Raw genomic sequence first — 16,663 nt, forward strand, 5'->3', positions numbered from 1 at the left:
TATGGATAATCTGGATTATGTCAAAGGGACGTTGCTTGCTGGATTATTGCTGTCGATAAACCATGGTTGGGCCGCCAGTTCTGCAATGCCCCTTCGCGTCAGCAATTATGTTATCCCTCCCGTGTTCGCCAATGCATTATATCAAGGCATGACCGTCCCTGTTTTTATCCGCTATGAAGGTGACTACAGCACTCAGCGCAGCCAGCAAAAAATCGCGGATGCTATTTTGACGGTTAAGGATAATGAATTTCGCGTTACCCAAATTACCCTGAGCGAGTTACCGAACCGTACCGAGCTGTCACCGCAAATCAAATCACTCCTGGCGGGTTTACAGGATAAGAGCATTGGAGACGGTCAGCGCGTCTATATCAGTAAAGATGCGTCGCTGTCCCTTGACACCCGCTCCTTTTATCTTGAACTGACCGTTAATCGGGATGCAATGCAGGCGGCTATTTTACCGCGCACCAATATGCTCGGCGAATCCTCTGCCCAGCAGCTTTCAAGCGTGCTGAATTATTCCATCGGAAGCTACTACAACAAATACGAAAAAAATGACAACGCCAGCAGCTATCTTACGCTCGATAATACCTGGGCACTGCGCGAACACCATCTGAACATCAACGGTTCCGTATATGGTATTGGCACCAGCAATCAGCATGGCGAGCTGTATCGGACCATGTATGAACGGGATTATCAGGGCCGTCGTGTGGCAATGGGGATGGTCGATACCTGGAACCTACAGTCCATCGCCAGCATGAGCGCTCTCAACTCCAGCCGCATTTACGGCATGAGCTACGGCAACAAAAGCAGCTCACAGATTGATGACAACACCCTTGCCCTGGTGCCGGTCACGGTATTCCTGCCAGCCGCCGGGGAGGTTCACGTCTATCGCGACGGCAAACTGCTCAGTATTCAAAACTTCTCCATGGGGAGCTATGAGCTTGATACCTCGCGCCTGCCATTTGGCATTTATAACGTTGACGTTCAGGTCGTGGTGAATGGCCGCGAAGTCAGTCGTCGCACCGCAAATATCAACAAAACCTTTGCCCGGAAATCCAGCGTCACCGGCGATTTGTCGTGGCAGATGTTTGGCGGCGCCCTTGAATACAACAAGATGGATTACCGCCGTCACGGTAACGTTAACTATGGCGAAAAAGAGACATGGATTGCCGGAGTGGCCGCTGCGACAAGCCAGCCCTGGCTTTCGGGTGTGAACCTGAAAACCACGCTGTATGGTTTTGACAGTAACGCCGTGAACGAAACCGAAGCGAATGCTATCTTTAACAACGCCTTTAGCGTTAACCAGCAGGTGCTGCTGGGGAATGACGGCAGCTGGCAGAGCATCTCTACGCTCAATCTCAGCATTCCTGAAGGCTACGGTAACCTATGGGGCTCTCGTCAGTTCAGCCACATCGGCAACCAATTACCTCTCCAGCAAAGCGACTACATGACTATTGGCGCGACGGCCAATATGCGCAAAGCCGCCCCCTTTCTCGGCACGCTGACGGTGAGCCGCACCAACAATAAATACACGGGCAGCACCTATACCAACGTCGATTATAACCAGTCGCTTTTTTCTAATCGCTACGCGACCGTTTCGCTGCGTGCAGGCATTCAGAATTACCAGTACGAAAACAACGAAAATCTACGCGATAAGTATATCAATATCGACGTATCGATCCCCTTCTCTACCTGGTTCAGCGCTGGCGTTTCAAGTCAGAACGGCAACATGCTGGCGAATGCCACCGTGCGTAAACGCTTCGATGACAGCGTGATTACTCAGGCGGGCGCGTCGCTCTCGAAACGGATTAAACAAGGCAACGAGGATAACAGCTACCGATCCGATGACTATGCGGCGAACGGTTTCCTCAGCTACGACACAAAATATAACGCGGGTACGGTATCAATGACCCGTACCGCGCAGAACAGCTCAAACTACAGCCTTAGCTCTCAGGGAAGCGTTGCCTGGACGCAGAAAGATCTGTACGTCGGTAAAGGTACCCAGACAGCAGGTTTGGTCGTCAACACCAACTTCAGCGAACAGGGGCGAATGACCGCACAGATAAACGGCCAAAACTACCCGCTAACGGGTAAGAGTAATTTCATCAGCCTGCCTCCGTACGCGGAATACAGGGTGGAGTTAATGAACGACAAAAATGCGGAAGACAGCGTGGATATTGTCAGCGGTCGCCGCAGCAAAGTCGTGCTTTATCCCGGCAACGTCAGCGTGCTCAACCCGGAAATTAAACAACTCATCACCGTATTTGGCCGCGTGAAAGACGGCCGTGGCGGCTATTACGCCAATACGGATATTCATAACCACATCGGTAAAACCCGCACTGACGAACGCGGCGAGTTCGCCATGGATGTCGACAAGCGCTATCCGGTCATCACGCTGATGGATAAAGCTGGCGGCATCTGCGAAGCGGACCTGGATTTAAATGAGGCCAAAGGCGCCGTATGGCTGGGGGATATCCCATGCGAAATCCAACAACAAACGGCATCACGGACAGGAGACGTTGAAAATGTTTACTAAAGCGCAGAGCGTATTGCTGATGGTGGGCGGGTTGCTCGCCACTCCCGCGCTGGCCCTCACCGCCAGCAGCAGCGGAAGCGGCAGCAATACCTATTTGTTTATCGACAACGCCGTCGATAACGAATACTTCATCACGTCTGGTTCACTCTCACCTCGCTTTAGCGGAGCCAACGTCTGGACGAAATACAAAACGAATCAGCGCAGCCTGGGGTATATGGGTAACTCGGGCTGGAGTTACAGCAACCGCTATTTTGACGTGTGGATCGATAACTCACCGATTACTCAGCCGTTTCTCGGTATTCGCTGTATGACCACCGGCGCGAATTGCCCGGCATCAGGCTATATCGCCCCGGACGTTCTGGATAAAAATGGTTTTTATCACGCGATGTCCGGAAGCAGCGTGGAAAATGGCAGCTACGGCGCAGGGACGCTAAGCCCGGCTGCGTATGAGTATTTCCGTAGTCAACCGGTGGGCGCCACCGATACTTTTCAGTTCAACCTGTGCTACATGAATGCCAGGACTGACTACGACTTTGCCTCCGGCGAGCGCTGTAAAGATCTCGCCACCGGCGGCACGTGGCGCTACTACACCATGAGCTTTGAAAAAGTCGGTCACTTAACGCTGAACAGCACCGGAGCAATGGCTGAGATTTGGGTCGCCAGCGACGGCACGCCGAGCGTGAATATGGGTTCTGATTTGTGTCAGGTAGGGGTGGTATCGAACAGCACCGGGCTGATATGCAAAATGGTCTCTTACAACCTGCAGCAAACCAAAACCGTGACCACCTCGCTCGATTTCCAGATGGTTATCGACACGGCGATGCTCGGGTTCTCTCCTGCATCGGCTGATGTGAAATACAGCGGGGACGGTAAGACCTGGACCAACTTCGGAACGTCCAGCACCTATACAAAAGTGTTCAGCACGACCGGGGAGTATGTGTACGTGTTCCTGTCGAACGCGTTTTTCAAAAAAGCACTTGCTGCCGGGACCGACCTGACCAACAAGGATTCGCTGTTCACCTTCTACTTCGACAACTCGGTGACACCGCAATCCGGCTATTACCAGTTCACACCCTCGACGCTTATCAACATCACCCCTCGTGAATATGGCATCAGCATTGTTTCCAGCGATGGGAACGCCGATCCCAAAGCCTCCGGGAAGATTGGCAGTGACGAGCCGATCGCCTTCGAGTACAAGGTGACTACCTCTGCGGCACGTCAGGCTGACAGCATTACCGCGCAGGTTGTCGGTGATTCAACCTCGCTGAACGGCGTGCCGTACTGCCTGTTTACCTCTGCGGACAGCATGCTCAGCGTGCCAGTACCGGCGTATCTTTCGTGGATTTCAGCCACCGGCCAGGAAGTGAAGGTCCGTAATAGCTGCAGCGAAAACCCGGTCGACATGACCAACGCTGCCTGGGTGCAAACCGCATGGAATGCCAACATCGACGACGGATTCTTCTTTACCACCACACTGAAACTGCTGTTTCCGATGAATGATTCCCGCTCAAAACTGACCGTCGATGGGCATGACTGGATGGGGACCGTCAGCGCCAGCGGAGAGGTGAAAGTCACCGCCACGTGGGTGGGCGTCAACCGTTAGGAGAAATGATGAAGAAAAGCCTTATTACGCCCGGTCTTTGCTTTGCTCTGGCAGGGGGAATATTCCCCTGCCCCGCTTCGGCGGTGTATTTCACCTCGATCATATTTGATATGGATGCCAGCAAAAATTTCATTTCAAAGCCTATATACAATGATACAACGCGCAATAATTTATACACGATGTCGGCGTATCAGATTTTGCGCCCGGGTGACGGAAATGAAGCAACGGTGTCCCGCGCCAGCAAAGATTTAGTCTGGTCCCCCCTTAAGTTTACGGTTCAGGCCAACGGCAAGGAGTATTTTAAACTCTATTATCATGGCCCAAACGACGACATTGAACGCTACTATCGCGTCATATTCAAAGAAACACCTATTACGCTGTTCCCATGGCGCGAAGACCAGAAAAAGATGGATATCACTCCGGTTGTCGCCATGAGTACCATACTCATCGTTCGGCCCCGTAAGACGCAGTTAAAATATGAGATTGATGAAGCAAAAGGCATTATTCGCAACACGGGAAATACCTATTTTCGGGTAGTCCTGCAAAAAGGGTGCAATGGTGATGATGAAAGCTCGACACAATTTTATATGCTGCCGGGCGAAAGCTGGCAAGGACCTGAAGCCCGTAGCGGTAATAAAAAATATGTTGTCGCACTGGGCCGTTACAATCGTTTAGGCAGCGGTTGCTTTGCGGATTCACAGCCGTAAAACCCTAGCCTGGCGCAGTGATAGCATGCCTGAAGCGCAGTTCTCGCAGCCGATCCATTCCACCAAATTTCTTCCGCAAAGAGTACTGAAAGCGGTAGACATTCCGGGCACCGCACTGCATCACGAGGGCAATATCCTGGTTGGAGTGCCCTCTGGCGAGCAGCCTGAGCGTGGTCATTTCATGGTCTGTGAAGGAGGGGGTACGGCGGCACTTTGGGATCCGTCCAAGCATCAGGCGTTTGATCTTTTCGACAAAGCCGTGAACGCCATTATTGACGACTACCGCGCCGAATAACTCGGAGCGCGACATCCAGAAATTAGCCATCGGGAGCATACTTTTTTCAACCACCAGAATGATTTTTAATCCCGTCATCCGCAACTTCTCGATCCATTCTTTATCTAAAAAAAGCAGGATATGATCTAAAGAAAAATCCACAATTATAATACCCTTGGGGATAAAGCAGGTAAGTTCTTTAAATACCAGATCGTTAATTGCGCGTTTAAAATAGTGATTTCCATCTGGCCATATTGCAAATTTCCGCTCCCCACACTGTAAATCGTTGCTCTTACTCTCATACTCAATAGGACAATTTAATCCACACTTCATACAGTGAATCCCAGAAACATTAGCAGACATATTATCACCATCAAATTTTGATTAAACATTTAAACATCATCAGTAACATATAGAAACAACGATAAATATTCAATAAACAAGGCACCGCGGAAATCATTAATTTACGATAAATAAAAAAATAACAGATTACTTTATGATGTGAATTAAACGCTGAATTTGTTATTAGGTTGTACAGATAAAACTCAGGAATAATAGCCTGACCGTCGTTGGCGGCATTGAACCTACTGAACGGCTTGATGGGGGCTGTGATAGTGATTACCGACGTCACGGGGCGAACAACCACAAACGCTACGGATTGAAGATCTGCTCCCGGCTGATGTCATATTCATCGACATTCAGTGGAATACGGCGCATAAGTTAACGAGCAGAGAGCGACCTTAGCCAAAAGCGAGGGTGCATCAGAAACGAAAAAGCCCAGGTCGCATAACGACCTGGGCTTCGAATTTGGCGGAAGCGTAGAGATTCGAACTCTAGAACCCTTTCGGGTCGCCGGTTTTCAAGACCGGTGCCTTCAACCGCTCGGCCACGCTTCCAAAGTGAGGCGCACTATAAACATCTATTAGCGCCTTGTAAAGCAGGAATTTTTCGTTTTTTGCCCATAGCCGTTTAACTGCGCAAAAAGTCACCGAGAAGCATTCCCGCCTCACTCTCTGCTCCCTTGTACATACCGTAACACAGCAACGCTCATCCTTTTAAATCGCTCTGGTATAGAATGCCACCAAAATAGACGGCCATTTGTTGTGTAATTGTTATAAATCTGAGTTCCCACAGATTATAGAAATTACTGCCACGTAGTCTTACTGGTTGATGATGAAAATCAAAAATACGCTTTGCTTACATATCCTGATGGCGACGCTGGCGATTGCGTTCCTTTGTGTTCACCCTTTGGTGACGAGCCTCAATCCCCCGCTCACCTTCCAGCCGCTGATTAAATCTATGGCGGGCACGCCTAAAGAACAAGCGGAAAAAATTGCAACTATTTCCCATGCCTTACAAGGGAATGCCATTTTCTTCATTGGCGCGTCTGAGGTTGCTACCTCAGAAGATGAACATTACGCGGTATATAATTACTTTAATAAGCAATTGCACCAGCCCGTCGTGGCCTATGGCGATGCCTTTGTTGATGATGAAACGCAATTTTTACTGTTCTCTCGTTTTAAAGATAGCCTTAATGCAAACAGTAAAGTGGTGCTACTTCTGGCACCTGACAGCTTTTACTCAAAAGGGCTGCCGCCGGCTATTTATGCCGATAATTTTCCGGGATCTGTCTTTAATCCGCTGATGAAAGATCCGCAGGCGCGTCCATTACTGGTTAATTACTTAAAACATATTGATGCGAAAGGAATAAGCCATTTAACCTTCGGCCAGATGCGCGTCTTCGGCTGGCACCCCGATCTGATGTGGGACGAGCTGAGCTTCCAGTTTGCGAACATCTGCACCCAGATAAAAAATGACTGGCTGGCGCTGCTCAACGTGACGCCCGAGACGGTGCAGCCCTGGCCGCAGCAGCCAACCACCCGCATTTCACCGGACTGGGACAAAGAGCTGGCGAATGCCCGCGAGTTAAATAAAAAACGCCAGCAGAGCGCAGCCACGCTGTGGATGGACAAAACGATTTACGAAGAGGACGGTAAGCCGCAGCAGTGGGATGACACGCCGGTCGTGCCTGCGCAGATCGCCGCTTTCCGTAAAACCGTTCAGCTGCTGAAAGACCGTCACGTGCAGGTGATTGCTATCGTCGACCCGGTTAACCCCTGGGCGCTTTACAATACCGACACCTTCCGCCCGGTTGATAAGCAAATTAAAACCATTCTGGAAGAGAACCAGATCCCGTATTTAGATATGTACGCCATGCCTTATCAGAATGGCTGGAACTGGGATCGTTTGCACCCTTCCGAACTGGCCTGGGTTCCTATGATTCGTTTTATTGCACAGAGTTTTAAATGATGAAAATCGCGATCCGTCTTTTTTTTCTTTATCTCCTGCTGGCGATCACCGTCGTCGCGTGGACCTCTGTCGATGACAGCATGAGTATGCAGCTGCATTTTGAATATCAAAAGTTCTGAGGCCGAATGATGTACAGCTCAGGAATGTTTTTTGTCTATTTATTTTCATCCGCCCTGGCGTTTGCGCTGGTCAATCGCCTGTTGCGCCATCGTCTGACCTATTTATCGGCGTTATCCGTCCTGGCCGCATTAGGCTGGGGCTATATTTTTCAGGGTGATTACCGCGTTCCCGCGGCCGTATTTTTCAGTTTTTATCTTGTCGCCACGTTAAAAGAAAAGGGATGGTTAAAAACCTGGCAGGCTATCGTGTTAACCCTGCTTCCTTTATTTTTGGTTAAATTGCACGTTAATCATCATCTCGGCATGATCGGCCTCTCCTTCATGACGTTCCGCGCGGTGGACGTGCTGCTCTATCGCAGTAAAAAAGAAGGGCAGAATTTCCTGCACTATTTCTGCTATCTGTTTATGCCCTTTATTATCCTGGCAGGCCCGATGTACCGCTGGCGGACATGGATGAGTGACGTCAGCAAGCCCGTATTTGCCCTTAATCGCGAACAGTTTTTAGTGGCGCTAGAGCAAATCATTACCGGCATTGTCCAGAAGTTCCTGTTTGCCATGCTGATTGATTCGCTTGTCGTCCAGCCGTGGAGCCATAAGCCGTTTACGCTGACCGTGGGCGTGGTGATGTCGCTTGCCTATAGCGCCTACCTCTACTTTGATTTTGCAGGCTACAGCAATATGGCCATCGGCGCGGGCCGCCTGTTTGGGCTCAATATTCCGGCAAACTTCAATATGCCGCTTCTGGCAAAGAACCCGCAAGATTTCTGGCGCCGCTTCCACATCAGCCTGTCTGAATGGCTGCGCGATGTGGTCTTTATGCCCGTTTACATGAACCTGATGAAGTTCAACTTTTTCCGTCAAAACAAAACGCTGGCGCAAAATATTGGTATTTTTTGCACCCTCTTCTGCATGGGGGCATGGAATGGTCTGGAACGCCATTACGTCATCAGCGGCGCGCTGTTTGGCGCAATTTCCGTTGCTCACAACATGCTGCTGTGGTCAGCCAAACGCAGCCCGGCACTGCACCGCGGGTTGCAGTATCCGGCTGTTGCGTTTTTAGGGCGAATTCTGACGCTGGCAAGCGCCGCAGGATCCCTTTACATCTTTAGTGGAATGTCACCTCTATGAAAAATCACTCCGATCTTCAGGAACTGCAGGATTTCTTACGCGCGGCATTATGCGATCCCGCTTCTCCGCAGCAGCTGGCCATCAGCGGCAGCGATGAAGCCTTAAGCTGGATGCAGCTTTCCGCCGCCGTGACGGACTGGGCAGAGCGCTATCAGCGTTGCCAGCCCGTTGCCGGTACGCCGGTCGTGTTATATGGCCACCAGCAGGCCGAGTTCGCCGTGGCGATTTATAGCTGTCTGCTGCACAACATTCCGTACATCCCGGTGGACTGCATCTACCCGCAGGAGCGCCTGCGGGAGATCTGCCACCTGGCCAATGCACCTTACTATTACGACGTCGCGACTCGACAGTTCATGGCCACCAGTGAACCCGGCAAGGTGCTGGAAGAGCAGGATCTGGCCTACATCATGTTTACCTCGGGCAGCACCGGCAAGCCTAAAGGCGTGCAGATTGGCCGTGAAAGCGTATGGCACTTCATGAAATGGGTCAGCCAGGACTTTTCGCTGCCGGAAAAACCGGTCCTGATGAACCACGCGGTATTCAGTTTTGACCTCTCCCTGATCCCTTTGCTGGCGAATCTGGCGATGGGTGGGCATATCGTCCTGAACGCCAAAGACGATATTCAGAAAGAGAACTGGCTGGAAAGGCTGAAAAGCAACGCGGTCTCCGCCTGGGTTTCCACCCCCTCTTTTGCCTACCAGCAGCTGCTATCCCCGCAGTTCAACAGCGAGTATTTGCCTGAACTCGGCGTCTTTATCTTCATTGGCGAAGTGTTAAACAAAGCGCTGGTGAAACAGCTTCGACGCCGTTTCCCGCAGGCAAAAATCATTAACTCCTATGGCCCAACGGAAGCGACCATCGCGACAACCGTGGTCGAAATCACGGATGAGATCCTGAACAGCGACAGCGCCGTGCTGCCGGTGGGAGTCATGATGCCTGAGAGCAAAATGGAAATTTCCGCCGAGGGCGAACTCATTATCTGGGGGAAAAACGTCATGCGCGGCTACCTCGGCCTGCCCCAGGAGAACGCGGCGAAATTACTTCATCGGGAAAATGAAGCGTTTCGCGGCTACCGGACCGGCGATCTGGGCTATGAAGACGGGCTGATCTACTGCCAGGGCCGCAACGATAGCCAGGTCAAACTGAACGGCTACCGTATTGAAATCAACGAGATAGAAAACCGCCTGCTGGCGATGTCCGGCATCAACGAAGCGGTGGTTCTGCCGCTGATGAAGTCCTGCGGCAGCGTGCTGCGCATTGCCGCGTTCTGCGTGACGGAGCTGGCACCGGATACCATCAAAACCTCGCTGTCGAAGGTGGTTCCTCCCTATATGGTGCCGTCACAAATTATCGTAAAAGACGCTTTGCCGCTGAATCCTAACGGCAAAATTGACCGCAAGCTGCTGGACGCTTACGCCCGCACAAATTAATGATTTCAGGAAAAATTATGGAACAAGAAATTCTCGCCATGTTCGAAAAAGTGTTATCCCGTAAGGTGGGGTTCCACGATGAGCTGATTGAATCCGACATTCTCGACTCCATCCTGGCGGTCGACATGGTGCTGGAAGTGCAGGACGTCTACGGCTGTATGATCCCACCAACCGACGTGGCGACGGTGCTGAAAACCCCGGCCGATCTGGCCCGCTATATCGAAGAAAACCGCTAAACGCCTCTGCTGTAACCCCCTCCCTGATGGCTCTGGCGCCTCGCGCCAGAGCCCAGAACGCCAGATGAATATCCTTCACCAGAATGAAGCCAACCGCTTTTATGATTTCTCCTACACTTTAGGGGTCGTGTTGTTTTTAACAGAGGAGTCTGCGGTATGGCATTCGTAACCACGAAAGACGGCGTCAATATTTTTTATAAAGACTGGGGTCCGAAAGAAGCTCAACCTATTGTATTTCACCACGGCTGGCCTCTCAGTGCCGATGACTGGGATAACCAGATGCTCTTCTTCCTCGCAGAGGGCTATCGCGTTATCGCTATCGATCGTCGCGGTCATGGGCGTTCGGACCAGGTGAGTGACGGCCACGATATGGATCACTATGCGGCCGATGCGTCGGCCGTGGTTGAAAGCCTGGATCTGCACAATGCCGTGCACGTGGGCCACTCCACCGGCGGCGGCCAGGTCGCCCGCTACGTTGCAAAGTATGGCCAGCCGCAGGGGCGCGTTGCCAAAGCGGTGCTCGTCAGCGCCGTACCGCCGCTGATGGTCAAAACGGACAATAACCCCGGCGGAACGCCCATCGAGGTTTTCGACGGCTTCCGCAGCGCGCTGGCGGCTAATCGCGCCCAGTTTTATCTCGACGTCGCCAGCGGGCCTTTCTACGGCTTTAACCGTGATGGAGCCGAGGTTTCACAGGGTACTATCCAGAACTGGTGGCGTCAGGGAATGACTGGCAGCGCCAAAGCGCACTATGAGGGGATTAAGGCGTTTTCAGAGACCGACCAGACGGAAGATTTAAAAGCCATCACGGTTCCCGTTCTGGTGTTGCAGGGCGACGACGATCAGGTCGTGCCGTATAAGAATGCGGCCCTGCTGCAGGACCAGCTGCTGGCGAACAGCGTGCTGAAAATTTATCCGGGCTTCCCGCACGGAATGCACACCACCCATGCGGATACCATCAACGCGGACATTCTGGCGTTTATCCGCTCATAACGCGGCGTTTGTTGCCGGGTGGCGCTGCGCTTACCCGGCCTACATTTCTTTATTCGTTTATAAAGTCAGGTTTTACATTCACGCCAAAAGAAAAACCCCAGGTTAACGAGTAACCTGGGGTTTATATCTGGCGGAAGCGCAGAGATTCGAACTCTGGAACCCTTTCGGGTCGCCGGTTTTCAAGACCGGTGCCTTCAACCGCTCGGCCACACTTCCTAAGTGAGGCGAACTATAAACACCTCCCCGCGTGCTGTAAAGAGTGGCGTCACTCGTTCGCTGTAAAAATAGTCAAAACGCGTTTAATCGGTTGAACGGACAACACATCGACGATTTTATCAGCACAGGCTTAGTGCTTCTTGATGTACATGTCCTTCGTGTAATAGTACCCCAGCTTATCCGGCGTAAATCCCCCTACCCACGGTTTCACCAGGTGCGTGCGGACGTAGTGATAAACCGGAATGGCCGGCACATCACGCCCCAGCAGATCTTCCGCCTGCTGGTAGAACTTGCCCCGCTCCTCCGCTGTTTTGGCTTTGGCGGCATTGATCAGCGCCTGGTCGTAGTCCGGATTGCTGTACTGGCTGGTGTTTTCGCTGTCGCCCGTGCGGAAGGTGTTCAGGAAGGTCGCCGCATCGTCATAATCGGCAATCCACGCGTACCGCACCGCATCAAAGTTGTGGGTGTGCATGGTATCCAGCATGGTTTTCCACTCCTGGTTTTGCAGCTTTGCCTCCACGCCGAGGTTTTTCTTCCACATGGAGCTGGCGGCAATCGCGATGCGCTGGTGCGATTCAGAGGTGTTGTAGAGCAGGTTAAAGCTCAGCGGATGGCTTGCGTTATAGCCGGCTTCGTTCAGCAGCTTTTTCGCCTCCGCGATGCGCTTGTCCAGCGGCCAGCTGGCGTAATCCGGATTCTGAAGCTTAACCCCGCCAATATCCGGCTGGCTGATGAGCCACGCCGGGCGCTGCCCCTGCCCCAGGACTTTCCCGGCTATGATCTCTTTATCCAGCGCCATGTTCAGCGCCTTGCGTACCCGCGCATCGTTGAACGGCGGACGGGTGGTGTTGAACTCGTAGTAATAGGTCGCCAGCTGTGGAGAAACGTCCAGCTGGCTGCCGAGGGTTTTCTTCAGCTGGGCAAACTGGTTAATCGGCACCGTGTAAACAATGTCAATTTCGCCCGCTTTATAGCGGTTCACATCCGAGGCCTCGGAGGTGATGGGTAAATACGTCACCTTGTTGATTACCGTGTGCGCATTATCCCAGTAGCGCGGGTTGCGTTCCGCCACGATGCGTTCGTTGACCACCCACTGCGACAGCTTGTACGCCCCGCTGCTGACGAAATGCTCCGGCTTGGTCCACTTATCCCCGAATCGCCCAATCAGCACTTTGTCCACCGGCACCAGCGACGGGTGCGCGAGCATCGCGAGGAACGCCGCGTTGGGCTGCGTGAGCGTCACTTCCAGGGTGGTGTCGTTTATCGCTTTTACGCCCAGCGTATCGGGCGCTTTTTTCCCCTGGGCGATATCGGCCGCGTTAGCAATATGCATGTTGCCGGGATAGCTGGCATACGGTGACGCCGTTTTCGGATCGATCAGGCGCTGCCAGCTCCAGACCACATCCTCTGCGGTAATCGCCGTGCCGTCGCTCCAGGTGATGCCCGGACGCAGATGGAACGTCCAGACGGTGTTGTCCTTGTTCTCCCATTTTTCCGCCAGCCGGGGTTGAACCTCTCCTGAAGGAGAGACGCTGACCAGGCCTTCGAATAAATCACTGATAATATTGAATTCGACATCGCTTTCGACTTTATGCGGGTCGAGCGAGGCCGGTTCACTGCCGTTATTCCTGACCAGTTCCTGCTTATCGGCCAGCGCGGTTCCTGCCGGCACGTTAGCCGCCCAGGATGCCGTGCTGGCGCACAGGATCCCGGCGGTGAGTAAAGAAAGCGTAAAGCGCGTGCGTGTTTGTGGTTTCATATCCTTCGCCTTATTGTCTGTTTTGTGACGATCCGGAAATAACTCTTAGCGCTCGAATGGCAATAACGCAATATTTTTCAGTAACCTATAAGAGGTTGATCTGGTAAATTTCCTCAAACCGCTGTTCATACTAATGAAGCGCATTTTTGCAGAAGAAATAACCACCTCCGGCGCTAAGCGCCTGAGTAAAGATGGGTAAAACCACTTTGAGACTGGCGTGCGGTTTCCTATTCTTTCCGCTAATTACATCTGTCATAAGAGAGTGACTCATGGATCGTATAATTACTTCGTCGCGCGACCGCACATCGCTACTCAGCACCCACAAGGTGCTGCGCAATACCTATTTCATGCTCAGCCTGACGCTGGCGTTTTCGGCCATCACCGCCACCGCCAGCACCGTGCTGATGCTGCCGTCTCCGGGGCTGATCCTGACGCTGGTGGGGATGTACGGTCTGATGTTCCTGACCTACAAAACCGCTGACAAACCGGTCGGTATTCTGTCCGCGTTCGCCTTCACCGGCTTCCTGGGCTACATCCTGGGACCCATCCTGAACGCCTATCTGTCTGCCGGCATGGGCGATGTGATCGGCATGGCGCTGGGCGGCACCGCGCTGGTGTTCTTCTGCTGCTCGGCCTACGTGCTGACCACCCGTAAGGACATGTCCTTCCTCGGCGGCATGCTGATGGCGGGTATCGTGGTGGTGCTGGTGGGTATGGTAGCCAATATTTTCCTGCAGCTGCCTGCTCTGCACCTGGCGATCAGCGCCGTGTTTATTCTGATTTCATCCGGCGCGATCCTGTTTGAAACCAGCAACATCATTCGCGGCGGTGAGACGAACTATATCCGCGCTACCGTGAGCCTGTATGTGTCGCTGTACAACATCTTCGTCAGCCTGTTGAGCATCCTGGGCTTCGCCAGCCGCGATTAAGCCCACCCGCTGAAACAAAAAGGAGAATGCCACGGCATTCTCCTTTTTTTATGCCTTACTCACCCCGGCAAATATAGGTAGGATAGAGCCGATCCTGAATCAGCCAGACCGAAGGTGAGAGTTCAGAGAGCGTAAGATAATAGCGTGCCGTCGGGCGAGCAAAACTGCCCCACTGCGTATCGGGCGTATTATCATTATGCCGCCGCCAGGTTTTGGTATAGGTGAGTACAATAACGTTGTCATCGTCTCGACGGTGCCAGTTAAAATCTATGTCTCTGTCGATGATCATATTGCGCCCTTCCGCCGACGCGGCACCTTTATACGTTGTCAGCCCCGTCCCATCCTTGTGGAAATAAAACTGCGCGATCGCGTTCACCTTCACCTCGCTTGCCCTTCCCTGATTGCGAATAAAATTGAACTCCGTGCTGCAGGCCAGCGCATCCCCTCTGTGAGAGAGAAATGTACAAATAGCGAGCCCCACGACGCCCCCCACCAGCGCACAGCCCAGCGCGGATAAAAGCCTCATTTTCATTGCTCTGCCCCGCTTTTATAACGAATGGTTTTACAAAAGCTGGTTGGGCTTACCGGGCAGGCGCCGATAAATACCTCGTCCGCGGCGGCGATCGTAAAGCGCGCGCTGAAATAGTAGATGTTGTAGGCCTCGCGGTGGCACGCAACGTTGTTAGCCTCCAGCAGCGGTTCCATTTTTGACAGCACCAGCGGTCGGCCGTGATCGTTGATAAGCCAGATGCTGCACTGACCCATTTTCTCCTTCACCGGCTTGAGCATCGCGGGTACGGTCAACGCCCTCGGGCTGAAGACGTAGATGACAAGCCCCATCGTCACCGCGGCGATGGCCCCCAGCGCCGCATGCTTCTTCCCCCAGGCAGGCCAGCGCCCGATCGGCGGTTTCGCCACGCTGGCGTTCGGCTCAGGAGGAGGTTCGGCCGGCAAAAATCGCTTTTTGGGCTGGCAGCTGACGTCCGCCTCAAAGCGGAATCCGTAGCGCGGCACGGTCACGATAATGTCGTTGTGCTCGCCGAGCGACTGAAAGCCTTTGCGTAGTTCACTCACGGCTTTGTTCAGATTATTCCCAGATGGCGTGAAGCCAAACGCCTCCCAGACGCGGGTAATTAATTCCTCCCGGCTGAGGTCTTTACCCTTATTACGAATAAATTCCTGTAAAAGACGCGCGGCGGGAGCTGAAAGCGTAATTGCCGATTCAGGTTGATTCACAGGACTAATTACGTGTGTTTCCGGATCAAATATCAGCGAATTATTGCATATAAAAAACATATTTTATTCTCAGGTTATACCGTGCACCTGCGCTGTATTCATAGAGAACGGCAGGCGGCGAAAAGAGCGCATTAACTCGCCTGTTTTCGCATCAGGAGGATCTTCCTGAACGCTCACTGTCACGGCATTTTCTTTTAACTAAACCACTATAAACCAGGCAAGACAGAATAAAAACCTGTACATAGCAAGTTAAGCAATACAAGTATTCACAACATGCTGTTCTGGTTAAAGTTTCCCTGCCCTGAAGCACGACGACAGCGGACGGACACGGGTGGACAACCACCGTGAATGAACCAAAAGCAGGCAGGCAAACTTGAAGCAGAACAAATTAATGAATATGACCAACACGTTTTACGCAGCCGCAATTTCATTGTCATTTTTCTCCGAAATGACAATGGCCAATATGAGCGTTTATCCCATGGAACTGAACGTGGAAAGTTCCGGTGCAGCGCAGATAAAAGTGGCATCTAAAAGTGATGATATTCAGTTCATTCGGGTGAGGCAAAAGAAAATTCTTAATCCGGGAACGCCGCAGGAAAAAGAGATCGACGTGGCCGCGTGGAAAGAGGGTGGCATTGTCGTCACGCCGGAGAAATTTGCCCTTGCCGCCGGTGCATTGCGCGTGGTTCGCCTGGTGTCGCTGACCGCGCCTGCGAAAGAGAGCACGTGGCGCGTCTATTTTGAAGGCGTCAAACAGCCGGAAAGCATTCTCCCTTCCCCCTCGGGCGGCCCTGCGGCGAGCGCCAGGCTGGGCGTGAACGTCATCTGGGGCGCGCTGGTGCACCTCGCGCCGGAAAAGGTGGTGGTCTCACTGCACATCGATCCCGCGCGGGGGGCGTTAAAAAATGACGGCACCGTGCGCGTGCCGCTCAGGGAAATAGGCGTGTGCGACGCGGCTGATAATTGCAGGTGGATTAAAGAGGACGCGACGATTTATCCCGATACGGAGCGTCAATTAAAAACGCTCGCGCAGGCCAAGGGCCAGAAATACAAATTCCGCTACTTCAACTGGATCAATAAAACGGCTGAAGAAGCAGATTTACCCGTCGTGCAATAACGCGACGTCACTGTAGAACCCCTCGTGGTTTGTTTAAAGGGCTAATGGAGCTCGTCTGTAAATATGGAGA

The 16,663-nt window shown here is 52.5% G+C and carries 15 protein-coding genes and 2 tRNA genes; 11 read left to right on the top strand and 6 right to left on the bottom strand.

Annotated features, from left to right (window positions below; all coding sequences use genetic code 11):
• Window position 1: 1 nt before the first annotated feature.
• The 3 genes from ACJBF3_RS10165 to ACJBF3_RS10175 are packed head-to-tail and all read left to right on the top strand — an operon-like array spanning window position 2 to window position 4,846.
• Window positions 2-2,536 (top strand): TcfC E-set like domain-containing protein, encoded by a 2,535-nt coding sequence (locus ACJBF3_RS10165; protein ID WP_045330712.1) that lies wholly within the window; start codon window positions 2-4, stop codon window positions 2,534-2,536.
• The gene (locus ACJBF3_RS10170) at window positions 2,526-4,139 is read left to right on the top strand and encodes a hypothetical protein (protein ID WP_047717638.1); all 1,614 of its coding nucleotides are present in this window, start codon (window positions 2,526-2,528) and stop codon (window positions 4,137-4,139) included. The genes ACJBF3_RS10165 and ACJBF3_RS10170 overlap by 11 nt, the downstream gene beginning before the upstream one ends.
• A gap of 5 nt (window positions 4,140-4,144) precedes the next feature.
• Entirely contained in the window at window positions 4,145-4,846 is a 702-nt protein-coding gene (locus ACJBF3_RS10175; RefSeq protein ID WP_045330714.1) for a fimbria/pilus periplasmic chaperone, read from the top strand.
• A gap of 4 nt (window positions 4,847-4,850) precedes the next feature.
• On the opposite strand, the gene ACJBF3_RS10180 is transcribed toward ACJBF3_RS10175, so the two are convergent.
• Window positions 4,851-5,483: a LuxR C-terminal-related transcriptional regulator gene (locus ACJBF3_RS10180; RefSeq protein WP_045330716.1), complete on the bottom strand. Its 633-nt coding sequence runs from the start codon at window positions 5,481-5,483 to the stop codon at window positions 4,851-4,853.
• Between the two features lie 445 nt (window positions 5,484-5,928).
• Window positions 5,929-6,016, bottom strand: a tRNA-Ser gene (locus ACJBF3_RS10185).
• A 277-nt stretch (window positions 6,017-6,293) separates the two neighbouring features.
• Here ACJBF3_RS10185 and ACJBF3_RS10190 point away from each other — a divergent pair.
• The 6 genes from ACJBF3_RS10190 (at window position 6,294) to ACJBF3_RS10215 (ending at window position 11,336) form a co-directional block, all read left to right on the top strand.
• Window positions 6,294-7,430 (top strand): D-alanyl-lipoteichoic acid biosynthesis protein DltD, encoded by a 1,137-nt coding sequence (locus tag ACJBF3_RS10190; RefSeq protein ID WP_045330719.1) that lies wholly within the window; start codon window positions 6,294-6,296, stop codon window positions 7,428-7,430.
• A complete protein-coding gene (locus ACJBF3_RS10195) occupies window positions 7,427-7,549 on the top strand; it encodes a hypothetical protein (protein WP_256371422.1) in 123 nt (40 codons plus the stop codon). The genes ACJBF3_RS10190 and ACJBF3_RS10195 overlap by 4 nt, the downstream gene beginning before the upstream one ends.
• A 9-nt stretch (window positions 7,550-7,558) precedes the next feature.
• Window positions 7,559-8,677, top strand: coding sequence for an MBOAT family O-acyltransferase (locus tag ACJBF3_RS10200; RefSeq protein WP_045330721.1), 1,119 nt, complete (start codon window positions 7,559-7,561; stop codon window positions 8,675-8,677).
• The gene (locus tag ACJBF3_RS10205; protein ID WP_045330724.1) at window positions 8,674-10,107 is read left to right on the top strand and encodes an AMP-binding protein; all 1,434 of its coding nucleotides are present in this window, start codon (window positions 8,674-8,676) and stop codon (window positions 10,105-10,107) included. The genes ACJBF3_RS10200 and ACJBF3_RS10205 overlap by 4 nt, the downstream gene beginning before the upstream one ends.
• Window positions 10,108-10,124: 17 nt before the next feature.
• Complete coding sequence (locus ACJBF3_RS10210; protein WP_045330727.1) at window positions 10,125-10,343, top strand: acyl carrier protein; 219 nt, start codon at window positions 10,125-10,127, stop codon at window positions 10,341-10,343.
• A gap of 156 nt (window positions 10,344-10,499) precedes the next feature.
• On the top strand, window positions 10,500-11,336 hold the full coding sequence (locus ACJBF3_RS10215) for an alpha/beta fold hydrolase (RefSeq protein WP_045330730.1): 837 nt from the start codon (window positions 10,500-10,502) through the stop codon (window positions 11,334-11,336).
• Between the two features lie 128 nt (window positions 11,337-11,464).
• Here the strand turns inward: ACJBF3_RS10215 and ACJBF3_RS10220 are convergent.
• Both ACJBF3_RS10220 and ACJBF3_RS10225 read right to left on the bottom strand, forming a co-directional pair.
• Window positions 11,465-11,552, bottom strand: a tRNA-Ser gene (locus ACJBF3_RS10220).
• A gap of 130 nt (window positions 11,553-11,682) precedes the next feature.
• Window positions 11,683-13,311 (bottom strand): ABC transporter substrate-binding protein, encoded by a 1,629-nt coding sequence (locus ACJBF3_RS10225; protein ID WP_045330733.1) that lies wholly within the window; start codon window positions 13,309-13,311, stop codon window positions 11,683-11,685.
• 269 nt (window positions 13,312-13,580) lie between these two features.
• On the opposite strand from ACJBF3_RS10225, the gene yccA reads away from it, so the two are divergent.
• Complete coding sequence (gene yccA / locus ACJBF3_RS10230) at window positions 13,581-14,240, top strand: FtsH protease modulator YccA (protein ID WP_045330736.1); 660 nt, start codon at window positions 13,581-13,583, stop codon at window positions 14,238-14,240.
• Between the two features lie 55 nt (window positions 14,241-14,295).
• Here the strand turns inward: yccA and ACJBF3_RS10235 are convergent, their stop codons facing one another.
• Entirely contained in the window at window positions 14,296-14,772 is a 477-nt protein-coding gene (locus ACJBF3_RS10235) for a hypothetical protein (protein ID WP_045330739.1), read from the bottom strand.
• The gene (locus tag ACJBF3_RS10240; RefSeq protein ID WP_223239935.1) at window positions 14,769-15,476 is read right to left on the bottom strand and encodes a winged helix-turn-helix domain-containing protein; all 708 of its coding nucleotides are present in this window, start codon (window positions 15,474-15,476) and stop codon (window positions 14,769-14,771) included. Before ACJBF3_RS10240 ends, ACJBF3_RS10235 begins: the two co-directional genes overlap by 4 nt.
• 490 nt (window positions 15,477-15,966) lie before the next feature.
• On the opposite strand from ACJBF3_RS10240, the gene ACJBF3_RS10245 reads away from it, so the two are divergent.
• Window positions 15,967-16,593 carry a fimbrial protein gene (locus ACJBF3_RS10245; protein ID WP_227658509.1) on the top strand — a complete coding sequence of 209 codons (627 nt, stop codon included), beginning with the start codon at window positions 15,967-15,969 and terminating at the stop codon, window positions 16,591-16,593.
• Window positions 16,594-16,663 lie beyond the last annotated feature (70 nt).

This window comes from Enterobacter sp. PP-008-ECC_S150 (assembly GCF_045257065.1).
GTDB classification, from domain to species: Bacteria; Pseudomonadota; Gammaproteobacteria; order Enterobacterales; family Enterobacteriaceae; genus Enterobacter; species Enterobacter chengduensis.